Origin of the sequence: Streptomyces bullii (assembly GCF_042657145.1) — a bacterium.
In the GTDB taxonomy this organism is placed as follows: domain Bacteria; phylum Actinomycetota; class Actinomycetes; order Streptomycetales; family Streptomycetaceae; genus Streptomyces; species Streptomyces bullii.
The window spans coordinates 101,720-124,304 of sequence record NZ_JBHSNY010000015.1 but is presented as its reverse complement, the minus strand read 5'-3'; the positions used below and the strand labels follow the sequence as shown (position 1 = coordinate 124,304).

The window sequence follows — 22,585 nt, the reverse complement described above, 5'->3', positions numbered from 1 at the left end:
TGGCGACAGGAACCGGCTGTGACTCACCGAAACGCCCCGCTGTCGTTCGAGGGGCGGCTGCGTCTCGTGCGGCGCTGCCAGAACCGCCCGATCGCGCCGGAGGTGAGCTTCTCCAGTGGCAGATCGATGTCCAGCTCCTCCAGCACAGCGGTCAGGGTCTCGGCCCGGTCGATGCTGTTGCAGCCCAGCTCGTCCAGGGTGTGCTCGGGCACCATCCGAGCGGGGTCGACCTCCGGGACGACGGCCACCGTGTGCCGCCGTATGGCCTCCAGGATCTCGTCGTGGGTGACGGCCGTGGTGTCGCTCATCGCGCGGTGGCTCCTTCCACGATCCAGTCGTAGTGGCGGTAGTGGTCCTTCACCGAGGTCAGTGCCAGCAGCCGGCCCCGGCCCGGCACGCGGTCGAGCAGGTCCTTCCAGGCGCAGGGGTCGATGTCGCGGTCCGCGACCGGGACCAGGCAGCTCGTGCTGTGTGGGAGCAGTTCCTCGTACTCGGCGAAGGTGAGGTCGGCGCGGCGGTCCAGCCGCCCCCCGCGCCCTTGCTGCCCTCCGCCCGTCCCGTGTGCGCCCCTCGGGCGCGCCGCTCACCCGCCCCGGGGCGGACGCCGTGCCGTCAGTGGCCCATGGCGAGTCCGCCGTCCACGGGGACGACCGCCCCGGTCACATAGGCCGCCCGGGGCCCGGCCAGGAAGGTCACGACGTCGGCCACCTCCTCGGGGGCCGCCGTGCGTCCCAGCGGGATCTGCCGCATCAGCTCGGCGCGGCGGGCGTCGGTGATCCGGTCGGTCATGTCGGAGCGGACGTAACCCGGCGTCACCACGTTGCAGGTGATGCCGCGCGACCCCAGCTCCCGGGCGAGGGAACGGGCCATCCCGATCAGCCCGGCCTTCGCCGCCGCGTAGTTGGCCTGGCCGGCAGCTCCGGCGTACGCGCTCACCGAGGAGATGAAGATCATCCGCCCGCGCCGCATCCGCACCATGGGCCCGACCGCCCTGCGGGCAGCGCGGTACGCGCCGGTGAGGTTCGCGTCGAGGACCCGGGTGAAGGTCTTCTCGTCCATCCGCATGAGCAGGGTGTCGTCCGTGACGCCCGCGTTGGCCACCAGCACCTCGACCGGCCCGTGCAGGGCCTCCGCCTCGGTGAAGGCCCGGTCGACGGACGCCTCGTCGGTGACGTCGCAGCGTACCCCCGCCACACCGTCGGGCACCCCGCTGCCGCGGTGCGTGGCGGCCACCCGGTCGCCCGCCGCGGCGAAGGCGCGGGCGATGGCGGCGCCGATGCCGCGGCTGCCGCCCGTGACCAGTACCGACCTGCTCACCGGCTCACCACTCCCAGGCGACCAACTCGGGGTAGGGCGCGGTGAAGTGGTCGAGTTCGCCGCGCGACACCTGGGTGGAGAACCCCGCGGCCCGCGTGATCTGACGGGTGAAGGCGGTGCGGAAGCGCTCGTCCGCGGGCAGCCCGACGGCGTCGGCGGATTCCAGCATCAGCTCGACGAAACGCTCGCGCTGATCGTCGCCGATGTTGAGCCCCTGGTGGGCGCGGTAGATCGACTCGAAGCCGCCCAGTTCCTCGCTGTAGCGGCGTGGGCCGCCCAGCATCTCGGCCAGGAAGGCGGTGAGGTGGTCGACGTGGTGGGAGCTGCCGTACCGGAGAGCTTGCCGAGCAACTCGTCACCGAGTACGGCCGCATGGAAGTGCTCGGCCATCCTGCGCAGCGTGGCCTCCCCGCCGACGTGCTCGAACATGCTCGCCACAACGGCCCTCCTCGCTGTGTTCCGGGACGTGTTCACGCTAGGTGGCGCGGGCGGAGGCTTCTGCTCAAGAGTGCGCAGTCGCACCGGACGACTCCGCCGCGCGGGGCTCCGGTTGACCGTGCCAGATGGGTGGGCTTTCATGAGGGCCATGTCCGGTGGAACCCAGAACGCGACGGACCCGGTCCTCGCCTTCGCCACGCAGGAGGCGTGGGAGAAGTGGCTGGAGGAGAACCACGCAGACGTCCCGGGAGTCTGGCTGAAGATCCCGAAGAAGGACTCCGGGCTGGACGGCGTCGACTACGCGGGAGCGCTGGAGTCGGCCCTCTGCTACGGCTGGATCGACGGGCAGAAGAAGAAGCTGGACGAGCGGCACTGGCTGCAGCGCTTCACGCCGCGGCGCCCGGGCAGCAAGTGGTCGAAGGTGAACCGGCAGAAGGCCACCGAACTCATCGAACTAGGCCGGATGCGGCCGGCCGGTCTGCGCGAGGTGGACCGGGCCAAGGCGGACGGCCGCTGGGAGGCGGCGTACGCCAGTCAGAGCAAGGCCACGGTCCCCGACGACCTCCAGGCAGCCCTGGACGCCTCGCCGAAGGCGCGTGACTTCTTCACCACGCTCGACAGCCGCAACCGGTACGCGATCCTCTACCGGATCCAGGACGCCAAGAAGCCGCAGACCCGAGCGGCCCGCATCGAGAAGTACGTCGCCATGCTCGCCGAGAAGAAGAAGATCTACCCCTGACCACGGGACGCGTCGCGGGCCGGGCGCGCAGGGGAGCGCCCGGCGGGCCACGGTGGGCTGCCGACCGCCCGCGCGGGCCTACGCCGCCGCCTCCTCGGCCCCCGCCACCGCCGTGGCCACCCCACCCGACTGCCGCTCGAACTGCGTCCGGTACAGCTGCGCGTACCGCCCGTCCCCCGCCACCAACTCCTCGTGCCGGCCGCGTTCCACTACCCGGCCGGCCTCGATCACCAGGATCTGGTCCGCCGCGCGGACCGTGGACAGGCGGTGGGCGATCACGATCGCCGTCCTGCCGTCGAGGGCCTCCGTGAGCGCCTCCTGGACGGCCGCCTCCGAGGTGTTGTCCAGGTGGGCCGTCGCCTCGTCGAGGATGACGACCCGCTGGCGGGCCAGCAGCAGGCGGGCGATGGTCATGCGCTGGCGTTCGCCGCCGGAGAGGCGGTAGCCGCGTTCGCCGACGACCGTGTCGAGGCCGTCGGGCAGGGACCGTACGAGGTCGTCCAGGCGGGCGCGGCGCAGGGCGCCCCAGAGGTCGTCCTCGGTCGCGTCGGGGCGGGCCAGGAGCAGGTTGGCGCGGACCGTGTCGTGGAAGAGGTGGCCGTCCTGGGTGACCATGCCGACGGTGTCGCGCAGGGAGGCCGTGGTCAGGTCGCGGACGTCCACCCCGCCCACGCGTACGGCGCCCTTGTCGACGTCGTACAGGCGCGGCAGGAGGTTCGCTACGGTCGACTTGCCGGCGCCGGAGGAGCCGACGAGGGCGACGGTCCGGCCGGGTTCGGCGCGGAAGGAGATGCCGTGCAGGACTTCGGCGCCGCCCCGGGTGTCCAGGGAGGCGACCTCCTCCAGGGAGGCCAGGGAGACCTTTTCGGCGGAGGGGTAGGCGAAACGGACGTCGTCGAACTCGACGGAGACCGGGCCGTCGGGGACCTCGCGCGCGTCCGGCTTCTCCTCGATGAGCGGCCTGAGGTCCAGCACCTCGAAGACCCGCTCGAAGCTGACCAGTGCGCTCATCACCTCCACCCGCGCCCCGGCGAGCGCGGTCAGCGGGGCGTACATGCGGGTCAGGAGCAGGGCCAGGGAGACGACCGCGCCCGGTTCCAGGGCGCCGCGCAGGGCGAACCAGCCGCCGAGGCCGTAGACCAGGGCCAAGGCCAGGGCGGACACCAGGGTCAGGGCGGTGATGAAGGCCGCCTGGGCCGTCGCCGTGCGCACCCCGATGTCCGCGACGCGGCGCGCGCGGAGCGCGAACTGGGCCGACTCCTCCTCCGGACGGCCGAAGAGTTTGACCAGCGTGGCGCCGGGCGCGGAGAACCGCTCGGTCATCCTCGTGCCCATCGCCGCGTTCAGCGTGGCCGCCTCCCGCTGCATACGGGCCATGCGGCTGCCCATGCGCCGGGCCGGCACGACGAAGACGGGCAGCAGCGCCAGCGCGAGCAGGGTGATCTGCCAGGACAGGGTGAGCATCACAGCGAGGGTGAGCAGCAGGGTGACCACGTTGCTGACCACTCCGGACAGGGTGTTGCTGAACGCGCGCTGCGCGCCGATGACGTCGTTGTTGAGCCGGGAGACGAGCGCGCCCGTACGCGTGCGCGTGAAGAACGCGACCGGCATGCGCTGCACATGGTCGAACACGGCCGTCCGCAGATCGAGGATCAGCCCTTCCCCCAGGGTCGCCGACAGCCTCCTCGCGACGACGCCCAGCACCGCCTCGGTGACGGCGATGAGGGCGATCAGCAGGGCCAGCCGTACGACCGTGCCCTCGTCGCCGTTCGACACGATCGCGTCGACCACGCGCCCGGCCAGGACCGGCGTCGCGACGGCGAGCAGCGCGGTCACCACCCCGAGCAGCACGAACCAGGCGATGCGGCGGCGGTGCGGGCGGGCGAAGGCGCCGATGCGGCGCAGCGTCGCGCGGGCGAACGGGCGGCGTTCCTGCTGGGCGGTCATGACACTGTGCAGCTGTGTCCACGCTGTGGTCTCCATGCTCATGGCAGTGAACGTAGAACCTCAAGCATCGTTGAGGTCAAGGTCCGCTCCCGGTGCCCGCACCCTGGTTGCGGCCCCCCGCACGACGACTCCCCGCGCAAAGGCCCCGATGACGCTCCCTCCCCAGCCGCTCCCCGCACGTAAGCCGCCGTCCCCGCCCGCGCAACCCGCCGTTGGCGCGACGCCGACACCCTCTGCGGATGTGACAGCGGTCCAACTCCCCGATCTTCCCGATCTCGCGCACGTCTCCTCGGGGCGGCTCCCCCGGCGCGTCCCGGGCCGCCGCATCCGCCAGATCCTGTGTCTGCTGCCGCTCCTGCTCGTCACCGTGGTGGCGGTACGGCACCGCTCGGTGCTCGCCGAGGGCTTCGCGCACCTCGGCACCGCCGAGTGGCCCTGGCTGCTGGCCGCGGTCGGCGCCACCTGCCTGACATGGGTGGCGGCGGCCTGCACCCGGCAGGGCGCGGTGGTCGAGCCGCTGCCCAAGGGGCGTCTGCTGGCGACGCAGTTCGCGGCCGGCGCGGCCAACCACCTGCTGCCGACGGGCCTGGGCGCGAGCGCGGTCAACCTGCGGTTCATGACGGTGTGCGGGCTGCCGGCGGCCCGCTCCTGCGCGGCCCTCGCGCTGTACCTGCTGGCGGAGAGCATCGGCCGGCTGGCCCTGCTGGGGGCGCTGCTCCTCGCCTTCCCGGACGCGTTGCGGCTCGGCCCCCTGCTGCCGGAGGGCGCGTCCGGCCCGCTGCTGGCGGTGGTCGGTGCGGTGCTGCTCGGCGCGGCGGCCGGGCTGCTCCTCGTACGACGGCTCCGCTCGGCCGCCGTCTCCTTCCTGCGGACAGCCCTCGGAGAGGCACGGTCGGTGCACGGGCGGCCGGCCCGGGCACTGGCCCTGTGGGGTGGCTCCCTGGCCTTCCCGGCGCTGCAGGCCACCGGGCTCGTGCTGGTGGGGCGGGCGCTGGGCCTGTCGGTGCCGCCCGCGCACATCGCGCTGGCATACCTCGCGGCGACGGTGGCCGTCGCGCTGGTGCCCACGCCCGGCGGCCTCGGCTCGGTGGAGGCGGCGCTGGTCGTGGCGCTGGTGGCGGTGGGCGGTCCGGCCGCCGTGGCCACGGCGGTGGTGCTGGCGTACCGCGTCATCACGGTCTGGCTGCCGCTGCTGCCGGGCGCGCTGACGCTGGCCGCGCTGGTGCGGCTCAAGGTGATCTGAGCCGCCGGCGGCCGGCGCGGCACAGGCCCTCGGATCACCAGGGCACGGGCCGCCCGTCCCGGAAGAAGCCTCCGGTCGGCCCGTCGTCGGGGAGGGTGGCCGCCCAGACGACGCCGGCGGCGCCCTCGGCCACGGGCTGCCCGCCGCCGCCCATGTCGGTGGCGGTCCACCCCGGGCAGACGGCATTGACGAGGACGCGGTCCCGGCGCAGTTCGCCGGCGAGGAGCCGGGTGAGGGCGTTGAGCGCGGCCTTGGAGACGCTGTAGGCGGGGGTGCCGCCGGTCATGCCCCGCAGCGAGCCGCTCTCGCTGCTGACGTTGACCACCCGCGGGTGCGGGCTGCGGCGCAGCAGCGGCAGCAGGGCCTGCGTCACTCTCCAGGCACCGAACAGGTTCGTCTCCATCGCCTGCCGCACCTCGTCCAGGTCGGCCGAGCGGGCCCGGGCCCAGGTGTCGTACAGGATCGCGGCGTTGTTGACGAGCACGTCGGTGCGGCCCAGGTGCAGTGTGACCCACTCCGCCATCGCGGTGACGCTCGCGTCGTCGGCGACGTCGAGTCGTACGGCCGTGACGCGGGCGCCGCCCGGGTCGAGGTGCGCGGCGGCGGCGCGGCCCTTGGCGAGGTCGCGGGAGCCGAGCACCACGCGGTGTCCCCGGCCGGCGAGCTGCCGGACGACCTCGTACCCGATGCCGCGGTTGGCTCCCGTCACCACGGCGACGGGCTGCGTCTGCGGATCGCCGGCGGGGTCGACGGACATGGGACGCTCCTGCTCACGGGGCCGCGTGCCGGATCAGCCTCGCACACGGTGCCGCGCCCCGCTCCCCGCCCGGCTCCGGGTGACGAGCAATGGGCGCCCGGTGCGGCGAACCCCGGCGGCCCGGCGGGGGCGTGCCGGCAGAGAGCCTGGGGGGCGCGGCCCGCTTCACCTCCGGCGCGGGACGGCACGGGTCGTTCACGGGCGGGTGAGGATTAGTCGTAACCGGCCATCTTGTGTGCAGTGGCGTGCGGGGGGGCGGATCGTGGCCCCCGCGCGTGGGGCCTTCCCCGGCCTCACACTCTGTCAGGCGGGGCGGCCTGGAAGACGATCACCGGACTCCTGGCCACGCCCCGTCCTCGCCGGGCGCCTGCTGCACCCCGTCCTCGCCGGGCGCCTGGTGCACCCCGTGCTCGCCAGGCGCCTGGCCACGCCCCGTCCTCGCAACGTACCGGGCCACGCCGGAGTCCGCGCGCCGTACCGGGCCACGCCCAGTTCTCGAGGGGCGATGGCCGCCGCCGCAGCCCGGGGTGGCGACCCCGCGTGGCACCCCGCGCATGCGGCCGACCGCAGGCCATCCCGACACGTACCCGGGCGCGACGGGCGCCACCCTCCCACCCGCGCCTCACAACGACACCTCCAGAGCCGGCCACCACCGGGCCCATGCCCTCTACAGCCCGGCCCCGCTGCGGCGCGCCGCCCGCGTGCGGTCGCCCGCGCCGCGGCGGACCACGGCCCCGCAACCGCATCCGCGCACCCCCGCACCGTCGGCGTGCGCCCACACCACCCACGCGCGCCCCCGCCGCCTGACCGGGACGTGACGAACACCCGTGCCGGATACGGCAGGATGAACGACCGTGCCGACCGCGGATCAGGTGGCCGGCGCGACGGAACATCCCGGAAATCGAGCAGGTGACGACGTGACGCAACTTCACATCCGGTCGTCGGCGAGGGCATTCGCCGCACCGCGTTTCCCCGGAGGTGAGCGGTGAATCGAGCGCTCACCGTGGACGACCTGGTCCTCGCCGGCATCGCCCTGGCCGCGGGCCTGCTGGCGGCGTTCCTGCTGCGCATGCTGCTGCGCTGGCTGGGCAAGCACGCCGACCGCACCCGCTGGAGCGGGGACGACGTGATCGTGGACGCGCTGCGGACCGTGGTGCCGTGGGCCGCGGTCACCGGCGGCGCGGCGAGCGCGGCGGCGGCGCTGCCGCTGACGAGTACCGTGCAGCGGCACACCAACCAGGTGCTGACCGTGCTGCTCATCTTCGTGGTGACGGTGTCGGCGGCCCGGGTCGTGGCGGGCCTGGTGCGGACGGTGACCCAGTCCCGGTCCGGAGTCGCCGGATCGGCCACGATCTTCGTCAACATCACCCGGGTCCTGGTCATGGCCATCGGCTTCCTGGTGGTGCTGCAGACGCTGGGTATCTCCATAGCGCCGATGCTCACCGCTCTGGGCGTCGGCGGTCTGGCCGTCGCGCTGGCCCTGCAGGACACGCTCGCCAACCTCTTCGCGGGCATCCACATCCTCGCCTCCAAGACCGTGCAGCCCGGTGACTACATCCGGCTGAGCAGCGGCGAGGAGGGCTACGTCGAGGACATCAACTGGCGGCAGACGACGATCCGCAACCTGTCCAACAACCTCGTCGTGATCCCCAACGGTCAGCTCGCCAAGTCGAACATGACCAACTTCATGCGTCCCGAGGAGCAGTTGACCATCCTGGTCCAGGTGGGCGTGGCCTACGACAGCGACCTGGAGCACGTGGAGCGCGTGACCAACGAGGTCATCGCCGAGACGATGACCGAGGTCGAGGGCGCCGTCGCGGACCACGAGCCGATCATCCGGTTCCACACCTTCGGCGACTCCCGCATCGGCTTCACGGTGATCCTCGGGGTGGGCGAGTTCAGCGACCAGTACCGGATCAAGCACGAATTCATCAAGCGGCTGCACCGGCGCTACCGCGCGGAGGGCATCCGCATCCCCGCCCCGACCCGGACGGTGGCGGTGCAGCAGGGCGCGGTGGTGATCCCGCAGCAGCGCGGCCCGGAGAGCGAGCCGGGCGACGTGAGTTCCGCCCGGCTCGACTGAGGCCTCCCGGCCGACGGCCCTACAGCGTGGCCGAGTTGTCGTGGGAGCGGCTGTCCCGGCGGCTGTGCGGTGCCGCCAGGGACGGCTTCACCGGCGTCACCGTCCAGTCCGGGTGGCCCGGCATCCGCGGAGTCTTCGTGCCGTACAGCCACTCCCGCAGGAAGCCGGTCAGGTCCTGGCCGGAGACCTCTGAGGCGACGGTGATGTAGTCCTGCGTCGAGGCCGTGGAGTCGCGGTGGCGCTCCAGGAAGGCGCGCTCGACCGCGGTGAAGGCGTCCTCGCCGATCTGCTGCCGCAGCGCGTACAGGACCAGCACGCCACCGAGGTAGCGCTGGCTGTCGAACAGGTTGGCCGCGTTGGGCGCGGCGACCGGGCCGGAGGTCTGGCGCCACTGGTCGCCGCGCGCGTAGGTGTCCCTCATCCGGGCCTCCAGGGTGGTCATGCCCAGGGAGTCCGGCCAGCCGCGCTCATAGCGGTACAGCAGCCCGTAGTAGTCGGCGTGGCCCTCGTTGAGCCACAGGTCGGCCCAGGTGGCGGGGCTGACGCTGTTGCCGAAGTAGGAGTGGACCAGCTCGTGCATCATGTGCGAGCCGATCTTCTTCTCCTCCTGGAGGAGGTAGTTCGGCTTGTAGATCGTCAGGGTCTGCGTCTCCAGGCCCGTGAAGCCGAACGCGTCGGAGGCGTCGTTGTTGCAGGGCAGCAGGCCGTACGTCTCGAAGGGGTAGGCGCCGAGCCGCTGCTCGATCCACTCCACCAGCCCCGGCGTGAGCGCCAGCGCGGGCTCCAGGGCGGCGGCCCGGGCGGTGGGGACGACGTCCCGCAGCGGCAGCCCGTGCGGGCCCTGCCGCTCCTTGACGACGTAGTCGCCGACCGTGATCTGCACGACCTCGGTGGCGATCGGCGAGCGCGAGCGGTACGTGTACGCGGTGCGCTCGCCGTCCAGCTGCTCGGTGCGGACGAGGTGGCCACTGGCGACGCCGCGCAGCCCGCCGGGCACGGTGAGGCGGAAGGTGAAGTCGGCCTTGTCGGACGGGTGGTCGTTGCACGGGAAGACGGTGTGCGCCGAGTCGGGCTGGCAGCACACCGCGAAGCCGTCCGGGGTGGCGACCCAGCCGGTGTGCGGCAGGGCGCGGCGTGGGTCGGCGGAGTACGTCACGCAGACGCTGACGCCGGTGTCGGCGGGCAGCGGCAGGGCGGGCGTGATGCGCAGCTTCTCACCGGCCTGCTCGAAGGTCGCCGGGCGGCCGCCGACGCGCACGGACCGTATGTCCAGGCCGAGGGCGTCGAGCGAAAGCCGGGTCAGCTCCTGCGTGGTGCGGATCGTCAGGGTCGCCCGCGCGTCGACGAGCCGGGTCATGGCGTCGTAGGCGAAGTCGAGGTGGTAGGCGGAGACCCGGTAACCGTCATTGCCGAGGCCGGGGTAGACGGGGTCGCCGAGGGTCTCGGGGCCCGGGGAGCCGGTCGCGCTCCGCTGCCCCGTGGCCGCCTGGGCCGGAACTGTCGTGGTCAGGGCCGCTGCCGTGCCGATCAGGGCGACCGCCGGGGCCGTCACTCTGGTGCGATATCTCATGGTCCGCTTTCGCTCGGGCGGCCGGGTGGTCAGGTCCGGCCGTCGCGTGAAGTGAGTGATCTCACCTGCTTGACGGCAAGATCGGGCCGATCGGTTGCCCGGCGGTCCCCGCGGACCGTGGCGAAAGTCGGTGCGGACCCCTGTCGAGACGAGGTCGATCACGAGATATCTTGATGTCGAGCAATGTTGCAGACGTGGAGCGGAGCACCCGGTGACTGACTCGACCATCATCTATACGCACACTGACGAGGCCCCGGCCCTGGCGACGTATTCCTTCCTGCCGGTGGTCCAGGCGTACGCCTCGCAGGCGGGTGTCGCCGTGGAGACGCGGGACATCTCGCTGGCCGGGCGCATCATCGCCGTCTTCCCGGAGTACCTGACCGAGGAGCAGCGCATCCCGGACGCGCTGGCCGAGCTGGGCGAGCTGGCCAAGACGCCCGCCGCCAACATCATCAAGCTGCCGAACATCTCGGCGTCGATCCCCCAGCTGAAGGCCGCGATCGCCGAGCTGCAGGCCCAGGGGTACGCGCTGCCGAACTACCCGGACGACCCCAAGACCGACGAGGAGCGGGAGATCCAGGCCCGCTACGACAAGATCAAGGGCTCCGCGGTCAACCCGGTGCTGCGTGAGGGCAACTCCGACCGCCGCGCCCCGGCCTCCGTCAAGAACTACGCCAAGAGCCACCCGCACCGCATGGGCGCCTGGACCTCCGAATCCAGGACGAACGTGGCGACCATGGGCGAGAACGACTTCCGCTCCACCGAGAAGTCCGTGGTCATCGCCGAGGACGGCGCGTTCCGGATCGAGCTCGTCGGCGACGACGGCGCCACCACCGTGCTGCGCGAGTCCGTACCCGTCCTCGCGGGCGAGGTCGTCGACGCCTCCGTGATGCGGGTCGCCGCACTGCGCGAGTTCCTGACCGCGCAGGTCGAGCGCGCCAAGCAGGAGGGCGTGCTGTTCTCCGTGCACCTGAAGGCGACGATGATGAAGGTCTCCGACCCGATCATCTTCGGCCACGTGGTGCGCGCCTTCTTCCCGAAGACGTTCGCGAAGTACGGCGACAAGCTCGCCGCGGCCGGCCTCACCCCGAACGACGGCCTGGGCGGCATCTACAAGGGCCTGGAGAACCTCCCGGAGGGCGCCGAGATCAAGGCCTCCTTCGACGCCGAGCTCGCCGAGGGCCCGGACCTGGCCATGGTCGACTCCGACAAGGGCATCACCAACCTGCACGTGCCGTCGGACGTCATCGTCGACGCCTCCATGCCGGCCATGATCCGCACCTCCGGCCACATGTGGGGCCCGGACGGCCAGGAGCACGACACCATCGCGGTCATCCCGGACTCCTCCTACGCGGGCGTCTACCAGGCCGTGATCGACGACTGCCGCGCCAACGGCGCCTACGACCCGGCCACCATGGGCTCCGTGCCGAACGTCGGTCTCATGGCGCAGAAGGCCGAGGAGTACGGCAGCCACGACAAGACCTTCGAGATCCCCACCCCGGGCACCGTCCGCCTGGTCGGCGCCGACGGCACCGTCCTGATCGAGCAGCCCGTCTCGGCCGGCGACATCTTCCGCGCCTGCCAGACCAAGGACGCCCCGATCAAGGACTGGGTGAAGCTGGCCGTCACCCGGGCCCGCGCCACCGGCGACCCGGCGGTGTTCTGGCTGGACGAGAACCGCGCCCACGACGCCAACCTGATCGCCAAGGTCAAGCAGTACCTGCCGGAGCACGACACCGAAAGTCTGGACATCCGCATCCTGGCCCCCGTCGAGGCAGCCAAGCTGTCGGTGGAGCGCATCCGCCGCGGCGAGAACACCATCTCCGTCACCGGCAACGTGCTGCGTGACTACCTGACCGACCTGTTCCCGATCCTGGAGCTGGGCACCAGCGCCAAGATGCTGTCGGTGGTCCCGCTGATGGCGGGCGGCGGCCTGTTCGAGACGGGCGCCGGCGGCAGCGCGCCGAAGCACGTCCAGCAGCTGGTCAAGGAGAACTACCTGCGCTGGGACTCCCTGGGTGAGTTCTTCGCCCTGGTGCCGTCCTTCGAGCAGTACGCGAAGGTCACGGGCAACGCCCGCGCCCAGGTGCTGGCCGACACGCTCGACCGGGCCACGGCTACCTTCCTCAACGAGGACAAGTCCCCGACCCGTCGCGTCGGCGGCATCGACAACCGCGGCAGCCACTTCTACCTGTCCCTGTACTGGGCGCAGGAGCTGGCCCGGCAGACCGACGACGCAGACCTGGCCAAGGCCTTCCAGCCGCTCGCCGAGACGCTCGCCGCCAACGAGCAGAAGATCGTCGAGGAGCTGATCGCCGTCCAGGGCAAGCCGGCCGACATCGGCGGCTACTACCAGCCTGACCCGGCCAAGGCCGCCGCGGTCATGCGCCCGTCCACCACGTGGAACGAGGCGCTGGCGTCCCTGAGCTGACCCTCGGGAGCCTTGCCCCCTCCGCCCCGGCCGGCGCGCGCCCGGCCGGGGCGGAGCCGCGTACGGCCCCGGGCCCCGCCTTGATCACGCACCGTGCCACCGACCACGCCCGGGAGCCGCCCCATGACCGCTGCCGCAGCCTCCTTCGCCCTCCTGCCCGGAGCCGGGAACTCGCCGGTGATCCTCCATGTGCCGCACTCGGCGCGGGAGATACCGCCCCCTGTGCGTGCGGGCATCGTGCTGGGCGACGAGGAACTGGAGCGGGAGCTGGACCACATCACCGACGCGCACACCGCCCGGATCGCCGAGGCGGCGGCCCGAGCCGCCGGTGTCACGCCCTGGCGGTTCGTCAACCGGCTGTCGCGGCTGGTCGTGGACCCGGAGCGGTTTCCGGACGAGCGGGAGGAGATGCTGGCCGTCGGGATGGGCGCGGTGTACACGCGCACCACGCACCGGGAGCCGCTGCGGCCGGAGGACGCCGACCCCGGGCCGTTGATCGAGCGGTACTTCCGGCCGTACGCGCGGGCGATGACGCAGGCCGTGGCGGACCGGCTGGCGGCCACGGGGCGGGCCGTCGTCATCGACGTGCACTCCTACCCCAGCGCCCGGCTGCCCTACGAGCTGCACGGCCAGGGGCCGCGGCCGCCGGTCTGTCTGGGCACCGACTCCTTCCACACCCCGCCCGAGCTGCTCGCCGCGGCCCAAAACGCCTTCGCCGAGTGCGGGGAGACGGGGCTGGACAGTCCGTTCAGCGGGGCGTACGTGCCGCTGGAGTTCTACGGGAGGGAGCCGCGGGTCGGCGCGCTGATGGTGGAGATCCGACGGGACACGTACATGACCGAGCCGGGCGGGCCCGCCGGGCCGGGCCTCACCCGGGTGGCGTCGGCGCTGGCGTCCCTCGTCGACGCCGTCTCCGGCTGATCCCGGTCAGGCCCGCAGCCACTCCGTCACGACGACCTCGCCGCCGGTCCGCAGACGCAGGGCGAACGGTCCGGGAGGCGGTGCCTCGCCGGTGAAACGGCCCAGGTCGTCGGTGGCGAGCTCGGCGCCCGCGTGCGGGCCCGCGAGCACCTCGATGCGGGCCGGGCGCGGCGGCAGCAGCTGCCCCATCAGGCCCTGTGAGGTCACCTCGACGTCGACCGTCGTCTCCCCCGCGCGGAAGGTCAGCATGCGCGGCGGCTCCGTCGCCCCGCGGACGGGGATCGCGTCGACCAGCGAGTCGAAGGTCAGCTCGGCCACCCGCGCGTCGAGGTCGTGCAGCGCGTACGCCTCGACGGCGATCTGCTCCAGCTGAGCGGGCGGCGGGTCCAGCACGGCGGCGGCCTGCCGCAGCTCCTCCTCCAGCCGGTCGGCGCCGAACTCGCCAGCGTCGTACGGCGCTTCGTCGAAGATGTCCTCGTCGTGGGCGTCCTCGTCGAAGACGTTGTCACGGAAGGCGTCGCCGCCGAAGTCGTCCCTGCCGTTGGTGCCGTTCACGCCGTTCGTGCCGTTCATATCGCCCCCCGTGCCTCGAGCCGGGCCCGCAGCCGGCGCAGACAGCGCTGGCGCAGTGGCCCGATGCTGCCCACCGCGATCCCGACCGCGGCGGACACCTCCTGGTAGCTGGGCGGCGGTGACGCCATCAGGACACGCAGCAACTGCCTGCACCTGTCGCCCAGTTCCTCGAACTCCTGCCACAGCCGCCGGACGCGTTCGCTCTGGGCGGCGGCCTCCTCCGAGTCGAGCAGCGACTGCTCCGGCGTACGGTCCTCGCTGACCCGGTCCAGCAGCTGCGGATCGTCCGTGAGCGTCAGCCGTCTCAGGCTCTTGAGCACCTTCAGGCACTCGTTGCGGGCGGTGCTCGCCAACCACGACGCCGTCTTGTCCGGCTCGCGGATCCGCCCGAGGTGCTGGGCGAAACGGAACCACACGGTCTGGTACACCTCGTGCGCGTCCGCCTCCGAGAGCCGGTGGGATCGCACGACCGACCACACCAGCGGGCTAAGCCCTTCCACCAGCGCTTTCCAGGCCGCCGCGTCTCCGTCGGCGGCGGACTGGACGAGCGCGCCGACCTCAGTACGGTCCACGTCCCCACCCCTCGTGTACGGCACGTCATCGTACGCCGTGGAGGGGACGGCCCCGGCCCTCACGCCTGTGCCGAGGGGAGCGCGATGGGCACCGGGCGCCAGGTGGGTGGACGCAGCGCCGGTACGTGCGCCCCGCGCACCTCCGCGAACTCCGCGCTCCCCGCGAGCAGTTGCTCGCTCGCCGCGCGGGGGTCGGTCTCCTTGTGAGCGGTCATGTGGGCGGCGACCATGGCGGCGACCACCGGGGTGGCGAAGGAGGTGCCGCTCCACTGCGCGTACCCCTCGAACATCACCTGGTCGGGCTTGGCGGCGGCGCCCGAGTCGCTCAGCACGCCGGTGTGCCGGGGGTGCCGGCAGGTGCAGGCGTAGCTGAAGTCGAACCGGCAGTCGTCGTAGGTGGAGTGCTGGTACACGTACGGGACGGGCGTGTCGAAACCGGTGAGAGCGCTGGTGAGGCGCTCGCCGGGGGCGTAGACCTTGACCCACGGGCCGTGGTTGCTGAAGCAGGCGCCGAACGCGCCGTCGCTGCGCAGCGCGCCCACCGAGAGCACGCTGTTCCGGTAGGCGGGCAGGTCGGCGTAGGCGGCGGGCCAGAACGGAGTGGCGCTGCCGTTGTTGCCGGCCGCGGCGACCAGCAGGGTGCGCTGCTCGCGCAGTTCCTCCATGAAGGCGTCCATGCCGAGCAGTCCGTCGGTGCGGCCGTTGCTGGTGCCGGCGGAGAGGCTGATGAGGTCGGGCCAGCCGTGCCGGTCGACGGCCTCGAAGAGTCTCGCGCCGAACTCGGACTCCAGGATGGCGCCCACGTCGTCGAGGGTGCCCAGTACGGTGACGTTCGTGTTGGGGGCGACGGAGGTGACGAGCCCGGCGATGAAGGTGCCGTGACCGACGTACTGCTTGAGCATGCCGTTCTCGTCGGTCTCCTCGACCGCGAAGTCACCGTCGACGTGGTCCAGTTGGGAGCAGGAGTGGCAGTCGTGCAGGAGGCCGGTGTCGATGACCAGGACACCGACCGCGGTCTCGGGGTCGTGGACGGCTCCGTCCGGTGACGGGTTGGTGCCCTCGGCGCGCGGGGCGGGCACGGGTTCGTCGCCGGGGCAGGCGTTGACCGGGGCGATGTGCACGACGTGGTTGCGGCTGACCAGGCGGCGGCCCGCCCGGTCCTCCCGCTCCCGCACGGCCCGCAGCGCGTGCGCCACCGTCCGGTCGCCCCGCGGACCGCCCTCGCCCGGCTCGCCGACGCGGATGCGGGTGATGCCCGTGCGGTTGCTCTCGGGACTCGCCCGGCGCACCCGGTCCTGGTCCAGGTCGGGGGCCGCCGTGAAGTAGGCCCGTACGGTGTCCTCCACCATCCGGGCGTCCTCGCCGTCGCGGACCAGGACGACGCCCTTCTCGTAGAGGAACTCGGCGGAGTCGTCGGGACCCATGGCCAGGGCGACGTCCGGCATCGAGCGCTGGATGTGGTCGAACTGCTCCCGGAATCGCTGAGGTGCCATGGCGTGTCCTCCCGTTGAGACGACGGTCGTCGAGCGGAGCCGCGGGGCGGTCCCTTATCAGAGCCGCGGGGCTGTCGTTTGATACAGCGCGACACCTGTGGGGCCGGTTCCGTGGCGACTACCATCCGACGGGTGACAGCGGGAAGCGACACGGTTCTCGAACTGCTGCCGATGGTGTTCGCCACGCCGGGCGAGGCCCTGGCGAGGGCGGAGCAGGTGCTCGCCGCCGATCCCGCACCGCTGCACGCCTGTGTCGCGCACCAGGTGATCGGCATCTGGCAGCGGGACTTCGGCGACCTGCGGCTCGCCCTGACGCATCTGCGGCGGGCCCGGGACCTCGCGGCGCGCGCGGAGTCGGCCGACCGGGAGGCGGACGTCCTGGCCACGCTCGGCGTGGCGCTGGTGCACGCGGGCCGCACCCGGCAGGGACTGGCCGCCTTCGAGCGGGGGGTGGCGCGCGGCACCGGGCACACCCGGGCGCGGGTGCTGTACCGGCGGGCGTACGTGTGGTGGGTGCTCGGGCACCACCGTGAGGCGCTGGAGGACGTGCGCCGGGCGATACCCGTGCTGCGGCAGGCGGACGACGTGATCTGGACGGCGCGGGCGCTGACCCTGCGCGCCACCGTGCACCTGGCACAGGGCGCGGTGGACCGGGCGGAGGCCGACTTCACCGCGGCCGAGGCCCTGTGGGGCACCACCGGCCAGGAGCACGACAAGGCCGACGCGGTGGAGAGCCGGGGGCTGGCGGCCTTCCGGTCCGGTGACGTGCCGGCGGCGCTGCGGCTGCTCGACGAGGCCGAGCGGCGCTACGCCCGGCTCGGCACGCCGACGTTCATGCTCAGCATCCGGCGCTGCGAGGTGCTGATGGCCGCCGGGCTGGCGCCCGAGGCGCTGGCCGAGGCCGACGCGGCGATCCTGGAGCTGGACGGGATCGGCGGGCAGTCCACGCGCAAGGCGGAACTGTTGCTGGCCGCCGCCCGGGCCGCCCGGCTGGCGGGCGACCCGCACACCGCGATCGCCCGCGCGGCGCTCGCCGTACGGCTGTTCGCGGGGCAGCGGCGGACCTGGTGGGAGACCCATGCCCGGCTGGTGCTGATCGAGGCGCGGCACGCGGCCGGGCGCGGCTCGGGGCGGCTGGTGGCGGACGCCGCCGCGGTGGCGCAGAAGCTGGCCTCCTTCGGCGCTCCCGCCGCGCCGGAGGCGTCGCTGCTGGCAGGCCGGATCGCGCTGGGCCTGGGCTGGACGGCGGACGCCGAACGGCATCTGGCCGTCGCCGCCCGCAGCAGGCGCGGCGGGCCGCCGCTGGCGCGGATGACGGGGTGGGCCGCGCAGGCGCTGCGGGCGCGGGCCGCCGGTTCCGCGCGGGGCGTGCTGGAGGCGTGCCGTCGTGGGCTGGACGTGCTCGACGACCACCGGATGACGCTCGGCGCGTCCGAGCTCAGGGCCCGCGCCACGGAGCAGGGCGCCGAACTGGCCGCGCTGGCGCAGCGGGCGAGCCTGGTCTCCGGCGGGCCGCGGCGGCTGCTGGTGTGGAGCGAGCGCTGGCGGGCCACCGTGCTGTCCGCGCCTCCGACCCGGCCGCCCGCCGACCCGGCGCTGCTGAGCGGCATGACGGCCTATCGGGAGATCGCAGCCCGTGCGGAGGAGGCCCGTATGGAGGGCCGTCCGGTGCCCGCCCTGGAGCGCGAACAGCGGCGCCTGGAGCGGGAGATCCGCTCGCGCACGCTGCACATGCGTGGGGAGGCGCCCGGTGGCGGGGACCGGTTCGACGTCGGCAGACTGCTTCAGCGGCTGGGCGACGACGTACGGCTGGTGGAGCTCGCGGTGCTCGACGGGCGGGTGCAGGTGCTGCTGTGCGGGCAGGGGCGGGTACGGCGGTTCGAGGCGGGGCTGCTCGCCGAGGCGGAGACGGAGGCGGAGCACGTGCAGGCCGGGTTGCGGCGGCTGGCCCATCCCGGGGCGGAGGCCCGGCTTCCGGTGGTGGAGGCGGCCGGTCGCCGTCTGGAGGAGCTGCTGCTCGGCCCGGCGGCGGCGCACTTGGGCGGCGGCCCGGTGGTGGTCGTCCCGCCCGGGCGGCTGCACCGGGTGCCGTGGGCACTGCTGCCGTCGCTGCGGGAACGGGTGCTCAGCGTGTCGCCGTCGGCGAGCAGTTGGCTGCGCGCCCGGGAGACAGCGCCGCCGCCGGACGGCCGTCAGGTGCTGGTGCGCGGGCCGGGCCTGGCCACCGGTGGCGCGGAGGTGCCCGAGCTGGCCGACCGGTACGGCTGCACGACCGTCCTGGAGCACGACGAGGCGCGGGTGCCGCGGGTCTTGGAGGAACTGGACGGGGCCGCGCTGGCGCACATCGCCGCGCACGGCACGTTCCGGGCGGACAGCCCGCTGTTCTCGTCGCTGCGGATGGCCGACGGCCCGATCGTCGTGCACGACTTCGAGCGTCTGGACCGCAGCCCGTACCGGATCATCCTGTCCTGCTGCGACACCGCCCGCTTCGCGTCGGTCGGCGCCGACGAACTGCTCGGTCTGGTCACGGCGTTGCTGCCGCTCGGCACGGCGGGGGTGGTGGCGTGCAGCGCGCCCGTCAACGACGAGGCGGTGGTGCCGCTGATGCTGGCGCTGCACAAGGGGCTCGGTGCGGGCCTGTCCCTGGCCGAGGCGCTGCGCGACGCCCGGACCGCCCTGCCGGGTGACGCGCTGCACCAGGCCACGGGGTGGGCGTTCTCGGCGTTCGGGGCGGCCTGACCCGTCCCCTGTGCGGGTCGGGCCGCCCCGAAGTCTCAGGCCGGCTGGGCGTCCGGCAGTTCGGTCAGCCACGGCAGGGCGCCGCGGTCGCTCGCGCCGAGCCGGGCGTAGGCGCTGTACAGGTGGTTGCCGACGGTGCGCACGGACAGCGTGAGCCGGTCGGCGATCTGCCGGTTGCTCAGGCCCGCCGCCGCGAGGGTGACGATCTGCCGCTGGCGGGCGGTGAGTTCGCCGAAAACCAGACCGGACAGCGCCGGGGTGCGGGCGCCCTGGCAGCGCCGGGCCAGGGCGACGGCCCGGGTGCGTGAGGTGCGCGCGGCGTGCGGGTCGCGGTGCGCGCGGGCGGCCTGGGCGTGGGCCTCGGCGGCGAACAGCAGGAACCCGCGCCGCTCCAGCGCCTCGGCCGCCCGGACCAGGCCGGGAGCGTCGGCGCGGACGAGCGCGTCGGCGTGCGCGGCGAACACCCCGGAGAGCCTGTCGATGACCTTCTCGGGGGCGCCGATGCGGACGGCGTCGTAGGGGTCGCCGGTCATGGCCTCCAGGGCGCCGTCGACGTCACCGCGGGCGGCGGCCGACCAGAATCCGGCCGCCGGGGTGTCGCCGTGCGCCGTCGGGTCGCCCGACTGGGCCGCCGCGAGGGCGAGTTCGGCCCGGCAGGAGGGGTCCGCGGCGGACTCCCGCAGTCCCTCCCGCGCCCAGGCGGCGGCCTCCCGCAGCTCGCCGCGCAGCCGCGCGTAGCGGGCGCGCAGGGCGGCGTACCCGGGTGGCACCGGCGCGCCCCGCGCCACCAGCCACTCCCCCACCGGTGTCGGCATCGCCCGTACGTCGGCCTCGTCGAGCCGTCGTGTCAGCGCGGCCGACTCGGCGTCGAGGGCGGGGCCGTACTCGTGCGGGGCGCGGGCCAGTCGCCGGGCCCGCAGCCGGCCGGCCGCGGCCCGCAGGACGGGCCCGTGCAGGGGGTGGGCGAGGCGGACGGTGGTGCGGGTGGCCCCGGGGCGTGCGGAGCCGGGCTCTTCGGGCAGGTCGTCGACATGGACCAGGCCGTCTGCCTCCAGCCGTTCGAGGGCCGGGAGGTTCAGGTCCTCCGGGTCCAGCGGCAGGGGTTCGGCGAAGGCGAGGCGGTCGAGCGTCTCACGCTCGTCGCGGCAGGGGCGGTCCAGGACGGCTGCGCCCCGTTCGCGGACGGTCTCGGTCAGCGGCACGGGCCCGCGCCACGCCCACGCGCCGCTGTCCGCGAGCCGGGTGAGCAGGCCGCGCTCGCGCACCGCTGCCTCCAGGTCGCGCAGCAGCCTCAGATCCCCCCGGGCCAGGCGGTGCAGCCGGTTGACGGTGAGCGGTTCCAGACCGGGGAGCAGCCGCGCGACGTCCTCCCGGGGCAGCGGCTCCAGCGCCAGGCGCGGCAGCAGCTCCCCGGTCCACAGCCGGGAGATCGCGTCGGGCGCCGGGGCGCCGTCCGTGGCCACGACCAGCAGACGGGTGCGGCCGTGCACGGCGAGTTGGTGGACGAGGGCGGCGGAGGCGTCGTCGAGCAGGTGCGCGTCGTCGACCAGCAGCAGCCGTACGCCGGACAGCAGGTGGACCGCGCGGTGCAGGGTGACCGTCTCGGGCAGGAGGTGGGCGAACGCGGCGAAGGGCGTGTGCCGGGCCTGCGGGGTCCCGGCCGCCCGGGCATGGTCGGAGCCGCGGACGGCCTCGGTGACCAGACGGGTCTTGCCGCAGCCGGCCGGGCCGGTGACCACGGTGCCGGGGCGTGCGGCGGCCAGGGATCGGCGGACCCGTTCCCGTTCGTCCTCGCGCCCCGTGAACGGCCAGGGCGGCCGCGGCGGCGTCGCGTCCCGTTCGTCAGTCCTCACGACAACAGGAGTCGGGATACTCACTCCTGATACAGGGGGACTTGAGTAGACCCCGACTCAGGCGCCCGTGTGCGTCCGGAGGGCACCCTGGGACCCATGACCGCACGGTACTGCTCCCTCGCGCGGCAGCCGGCGCCCGTCTTCGCGCCGGGGCTGGCCGCCGAGCGGCTCGGTGCGCTCATGGGCGGGCGGCGGATGTGGGTCAACGGCACGGTTCTGCACTACTGCTTCTTCGACGGCGACACCGACGCGTCCGTCATCCCCGTGCCGGGGACGGCCCAGGTGCGCCGGGTGTCGTGGGTCGGCGCCGAGGAGCAGCGGGACGTGGTGCGCTCTTGCTTCGCGGAGTGGCAGCACCTCGGGATCGGAGTGAGGTTCGCCGAGGTCGACGACCGCTCGGAGGCGGAACTGCGCATCGGGTTCCAGCTGGGCGACGGCTCCTGGTCGGCCGTCGGGCGGGACGCGCTGCGGGCCGGCCAGCACGACCGCACCATGAACTTCGGCTGGGACCTGACCGCGCCCGGGGAGCGCGGGACGGTCCTGCACCAGATCGGGCACGCGCTCGGCATGCTGCACGAGCACCAGAGCCCGTTCGCCGGCCTGCACTGGGACGACGAGGCCGTGTACGCCGAGCTGGCGGGCCCGCCCAACTTCTGGGACCGCGACACGACGTACGGCAACATCCTGCGCAAGCTGGACCCGCGTGAGGCCAACGGGTCGCTGTGGGACCCGCTGTCGATCATGGAGTTCCCCTTCGCGTCGGGGCTGGTCCTGGAGCCTGAGCAGTTCCGGGCGGGTGTCCATCCGCCGGGCACGCTCTCGGCCCTGGACAAGGAGTTCGCGCTGCGCTGGTACCCGTCGACCGGCGCGCCGGGGCCGTCGGCGCTGGTGCCGTTCCGCTCGGTGCCGCTGCGGCTCGGCCCGGGCGAGCAGGCGGACTTCGTCGTGGAGCCGTCGCAGACCCGCCCCTACACGGTGGGCACCTTCGGCGACGGCGACGCCGTCGTCGTGGTCTTCCAGGAGCGTGACGGCGAGCCCCGCTACCTCGCCGGGCAGGACGACGGGGGAACCCCGCACAACACCACGATCAGGGCCCGACTCGTCAAGGGCCGCCGGTATGTCGTCCGGGTGCGCCTGTACTCCTCCTGGGGTCCAGGCGAGACGGCGGTCATGTGCTGGTGACAGCACGGACCCGCGCCACGGACGCACGAGCCACAGTCCGGCACCGGGGGAGGGTCGGGGACGTCGCCTTGGGGGAGGCGACGTCCCCGGCCACGCCGTCCGGGCGCGGCCGGGCCGCGTGGCCGGTGGCGTCGCCCGGGCTCGGGGCATGAGTTCCTCCCTGAGCGCGGGGCTCGGGTCGGGCACTCACGTCCTCATGGGGACACTTCGCGGATCGGTCCTCGCCGTACGACTGACACAGGATGAGCGGTCCGGTCGTAGCGTCAGCGTGCACCCGTCGTCCTCGTTCTGAAGGAGACAGCACGTGATCAGTGGATACGTCATCGGGGAGAGTCTGCGGACGGGCGCGGTGTTCGCGCCGGGCGGGCTGCGGCTGCGCCGGGTGACCCGGCTCGACCTCTCGGGGAGTGCGACCGCTGGGCAGCCGACGGCGTGGACGTTCGTGGAGTGGGAGACCGACAGCGACGACGTCACGGGCCTCGCGGCGGCCCTTGCCGACGCGCTGGAGCCGGGAAACGGCTGGTACGCCGACTTCACCGCCGGGGAGGACCATGTGGTGGTCTTCGCGGGCAAGGTGTTCCGCTACCGGCGCGGCGACGCGGCGGGCCGCGCGGACGCGATCGCGTACGGGCGCTCGGTGGGCACCCCGGAGCACCAACTCGACTGGCAGGAGTGACCGACTCGACTGGCACGAGTGGCGGACGCCCGGGCGTGGGGCAGTGCCGTG

At 73.5% G+C, this 22,585-nt stretch carries 17 protein-coding genes and 1 pseudogene; 8 read left to right on the top strand and 10 right to left on the bottom strand.

Translation table 11 applies throughout. From position 1 onward, the window contains the following. Positions 1–23 precede the first annotated feature (23 nt). From ACFPZJ_RS35155 to ACFPZJ_RS35145, 3 genes and pseudogenes are all read right to left on the bottom strand, one after another. Entirely contained in the window at positions 24–308 is a 285-nt protein-coding gene (locus ACFPZJ_RS35155; RefSeq protein ID WP_381030355.1) for a phosphopantetheine-binding protein, read from the bottom strand. A gap of 304 nt (positions 309–612) precedes the next feature. Then, a complete protein-coding gene (fabG, locus tag ACFPZJ_RS35150) occupies positions 613–1,317 on the bottom strand; it encodes a 3-oxoacyl-ACP reductase FabG (RefSeq protein WP_381030353.1) in 705 nt (234 codons plus the stop codon). A gap of 4 nt (positions 1,318–1,321) precedes the next feature. Further along, positions 1,322–1,621 (bottom strand): annotated as a pseudogene (locus tag ACFPZJ_RS35145) (globin domain-containing protein); the annotation flags it as partial. A 273-nt stretch (positions 1,622–1,894) separates the two neighbouring features. Here ACFPZJ_RS35145 and ACFPZJ_RS35140 point away from each other — a divergent pair. Then, positions 1,895–2,494: a YdeI/OmpD-associated family protein gene (locus tag ACFPZJ_RS35140; RefSeq protein WP_381030350.1), complete on the top strand. Its 600-nt coding sequence runs from the start codon at positions 1,895–1,897 to the stop codon at positions 2,492–2,494. A 78-nt stretch (positions 2,495–2,572) separates the two neighbouring features. Here the strand turns inward: ACFPZJ_RS35140 and ACFPZJ_RS35135 are convergent, their stop codons facing one another. After that, positions 2,573–4,477, bottom strand: coding sequence for an ABC transporter ATP-binding protein (locus ACFPZJ_RS35135; RefSeq protein WP_381030648.1), 1,905 nt, complete (start codon positions 4,475–4,477; stop codon positions 2,573–2,575). A gap of 307 nt (positions 4,478–4,784) precedes the next feature. Between ACFPZJ_RS35135 and ACFPZJ_RS35130 the strand changes: the two genes are divergently transcribed. After that, entirely contained in the window at positions 4,785–5,684 is a 900-nt protein-coding gene (locus ACFPZJ_RS35130) for a lysylphosphatidylglycerol synthase transmembrane domain-containing protein (protein WP_381030645.1), read from the top strand. A gap of 34 nt (positions 5,685–5,718) precedes the next feature. On the opposite strand, the gene ACFPZJ_RS35125 is transcribed toward ACFPZJ_RS35130, so the two are convergent. Beyond that, positions 5,719–6,441 carry an SDR family oxidoreductase gene (locus tag ACFPZJ_RS35125; protein ID WP_381030347.1) on the bottom strand — a complete coding sequence of 241 codons (723 nt, stop codon included), beginning with the start codon at positions 6,439–6,441 and terminating at the stop codon, positions 5,719–5,721. Positions 6,442–7,426: 985 nt separating this feature from the next. Here ACFPZJ_RS35125 and ACFPZJ_RS35120 point away from each other — a divergent pair. Next, the gene (locus ACFPZJ_RS35120) at positions 7,427–8,524 is read left to right on the top strand and encodes a mechanosensitive ion channel family protein (protein ID WP_381030345.1); all 1,098 of its coding nucleotides are present in this window, start codon (positions 7,427–7,429) and stop codon (positions 8,522–8,524) included. Between the two features lie 19 nt (positions 8,525–8,543). Here ACFPZJ_RS35120 and ACFPZJ_RS35115 read toward each other — a convergent pair whose 3' ends face one another. Continuing rightward, positions 8,544–10,094 (bottom strand): M1 family metallopeptidase, encoded by a 1,551-nt coding sequence (locus ACFPZJ_RS35115; RefSeq protein ID WP_381030342.1) that lies wholly within the window; start codon positions 10,092–10,094, stop codon positions 8,544–8,546. A gap of 211 nt (positions 10,095–10,305) precedes the next feature. On the opposite strand from ACFPZJ_RS35115, the gene ACFPZJ_RS35110 reads away from it, so the two are divergent. Continuing rightward, positions 10,306–12,525 (top strand): NADP-dependent isocitrate dehydrogenase, encoded by a 2,220-nt coding sequence (locus tag ACFPZJ_RS35110; RefSeq protein WP_381030340.1) that lies wholly within the window; start codon positions 10,306–10,308, stop codon positions 12,523–12,525. Between the two features lie 123 nt (positions 12,526–12,648). Next, positions 12,649–13,446 (top strand): N-formylglutamate amidohydrolase, encoded by a 798-nt coding sequence (locus tag ACFPZJ_RS35105; protein WP_381030337.1) that lies wholly within the window; start codon positions 12,649–12,651, stop codon positions 13,444–13,446. A gap of 6 nt (positions 13,447–13,452) precedes the next feature. Here the strand turns inward: ACFPZJ_RS35105 and ACFPZJ_RS35100 are convergent, their stop codons facing one another. From ACFPZJ_RS35100 to ACFPZJ_RS35090, 3 genes are read right to left on the bottom strand one after another with little or no spacing between them, the layout of a single operon-like run. Further along, the gene (locus ACFPZJ_RS35100) at positions 13,453–14,019 is read right to left on the bottom strand and encodes a hypothetical protein (protein WP_381030335.1); all 567 of its coding nucleotides are present in this window, start codon (positions 14,017–14,019) and stop codon (positions 13,453–13,455) included. Continuing rightward, entirely contained in the window at positions 14,016–14,591 is a 576-nt protein-coding gene (locus ACFPZJ_RS35095) for an RNA polymerase sigma factor (protein ID WP_381030332.1), read from the bottom strand. Before ACFPZJ_RS35095 ends, ACFPZJ_RS35100 begins: the two co-directional genes overlap by 4 nt. Positions 14,592–14,650: 59 nt before the next feature. Next, the gene (locus tag ACFPZJ_RS35090; RefSeq protein WP_381030329.1) at positions 14,651–16,084 is read right to left on the bottom strand and encodes a S8/S53 family peptidase; all 1,434 of its coding nucleotides are present in this window, start codon (positions 16,082–16,084) and stop codon (positions 14,651–14,653) included. A gap of 171 nt (positions 16,085–16,255) precedes the next feature. Between ACFPZJ_RS35090 and ACFPZJ_RS35085 the strand changes: the two genes are divergently transcribed. After that, a complete protein-coding gene (locus ACFPZJ_RS35085) occupies positions 16,256–18,823 on the top strand; it encodes a CHAT domain-containing protein (protein ID WP_381030642.1) in 2,568 nt (855 codons plus the stop codon). A 35-nt stretch (positions 18,824–18,858) separates the two neighbouring features. On the opposite strand, the gene ACFPZJ_RS35080 is transcribed toward ACFPZJ_RS35085, so the two are convergent. Then, the gene (locus ACFPZJ_RS35080) at positions 18,859–20,676 is read right to left on the bottom strand and encodes a LuxR family transcriptional regulator AbsR2 (RefSeq protein ID WP_381030327.1); all 1,818 of its coding nucleotides are present in this window, start codon (positions 20,674–20,676) and stop codon (positions 18,859–18,861) included. Between the two features lie 96 nt (positions 20,677–20,772). Here ACFPZJ_RS35080 and absR1 point away from each other — a divergent pair, with 96 nt between their 5' ends. Beyond that, the gene (gene absR1 / locus ACFPZJ_RS35075; RefSeq protein ID WP_381030324.1) at positions 20,773–21,858 is read left to right on the top strand and encodes a beta-glucuronidase AbsR1; all 1,086 of its coding nucleotides are present in this window, start codon (positions 20,773–20,775) and stop codon (positions 21,856–21,858) included. Between the two features lie 304 nt (positions 21,859–22,162). Beyond that, on the top strand, positions 22,163–22,534 hold the full coding sequence (locus ACFPZJ_RS35070; RefSeq protein ID WP_381030322.1) for a hypothetical protein: 372 nt from the start codon (positions 22,163–22,165) through the stop codon (positions 22,532–22,534). Positions 22,535–22,585: the final 51 nt, after the last annotated feature.

Excerpts from the sequence above, each read along its gene's own strand:
- ACFPZJ_RS35085 (WP_381030642.1), top strand. The coding sequence starts at position 16,256 with ATGGTGTTCGCCACGCCGGGCGAGGCCCTGGCGAGGGCGGAGCAGGTG.
- ACFPZJ_RS35105 (WP_381030337.1), top strand. The coding sequence starts at position 12,649 with ATGACCGCTGCCGCAGCCTCCTTCGCCCTCCTGCCCGGAGCCGGGAAC.
- absR1 (WP_381030324.1), top strand. The coding sequence starts at position 20,773 with ATGACCGCACGGTACTGCTCCCTCGCGCGGCAGCCGGCGCCCGTCTTC.
- ACFPZJ_RS35140 (WP_381030350.1), top strand. The coding sequence starts at position 1,895 with ATGAGGGCCATGTCCGGTGGAACCCAGAACGCGACGGACCCGGTCCTC.
- ACFPZJ_RS35115 (WP_381030342.1), bottom strand. The coding sequence starts at position 10,094 with ATGAGATATCGCACCAGAGTGACGGCCCCGGCGGTCGCCCTGATCGGC.
- ACFPZJ_RS35155 (WP_381030355.1), bottom strand. The coding sequence starts at position 308 with ATGAGCGACACCACGGCCGTCACCCACGACGAGATCCTGGAGGCCATA.
- ACFPZJ_RS35090 (WP_381030329.1), bottom strand. The coding sequence starts at position 16,084 with ATGGCACCTCAGCGATTCCGGGAGCAGTTCGACCACATCCAGCGCTCG.
- ACFPZJ_RS35125 (WP_381030347.1), bottom strand. The coding sequence starts at position 6,441 with ATGTCCGTCGACCCCGCCGGCGATCCGCAGACGCAGCCCGTCGCCGTG.
- ACFPZJ_RS35100 (WP_381030335.1), bottom strand. The coding sequence starts at position 14,019 with ATGAACGGCACGAACGGCGTGAACGGCACCAACGGCAGGGACGACTTC.
- ACFPZJ_RS35135 (WP_381030648.1), bottom strand. The coding sequence starts at position 4,477 with ATGGAGACCACAGCGTGGACACAGCTGCACAGTGTCATGACCGCCCAG.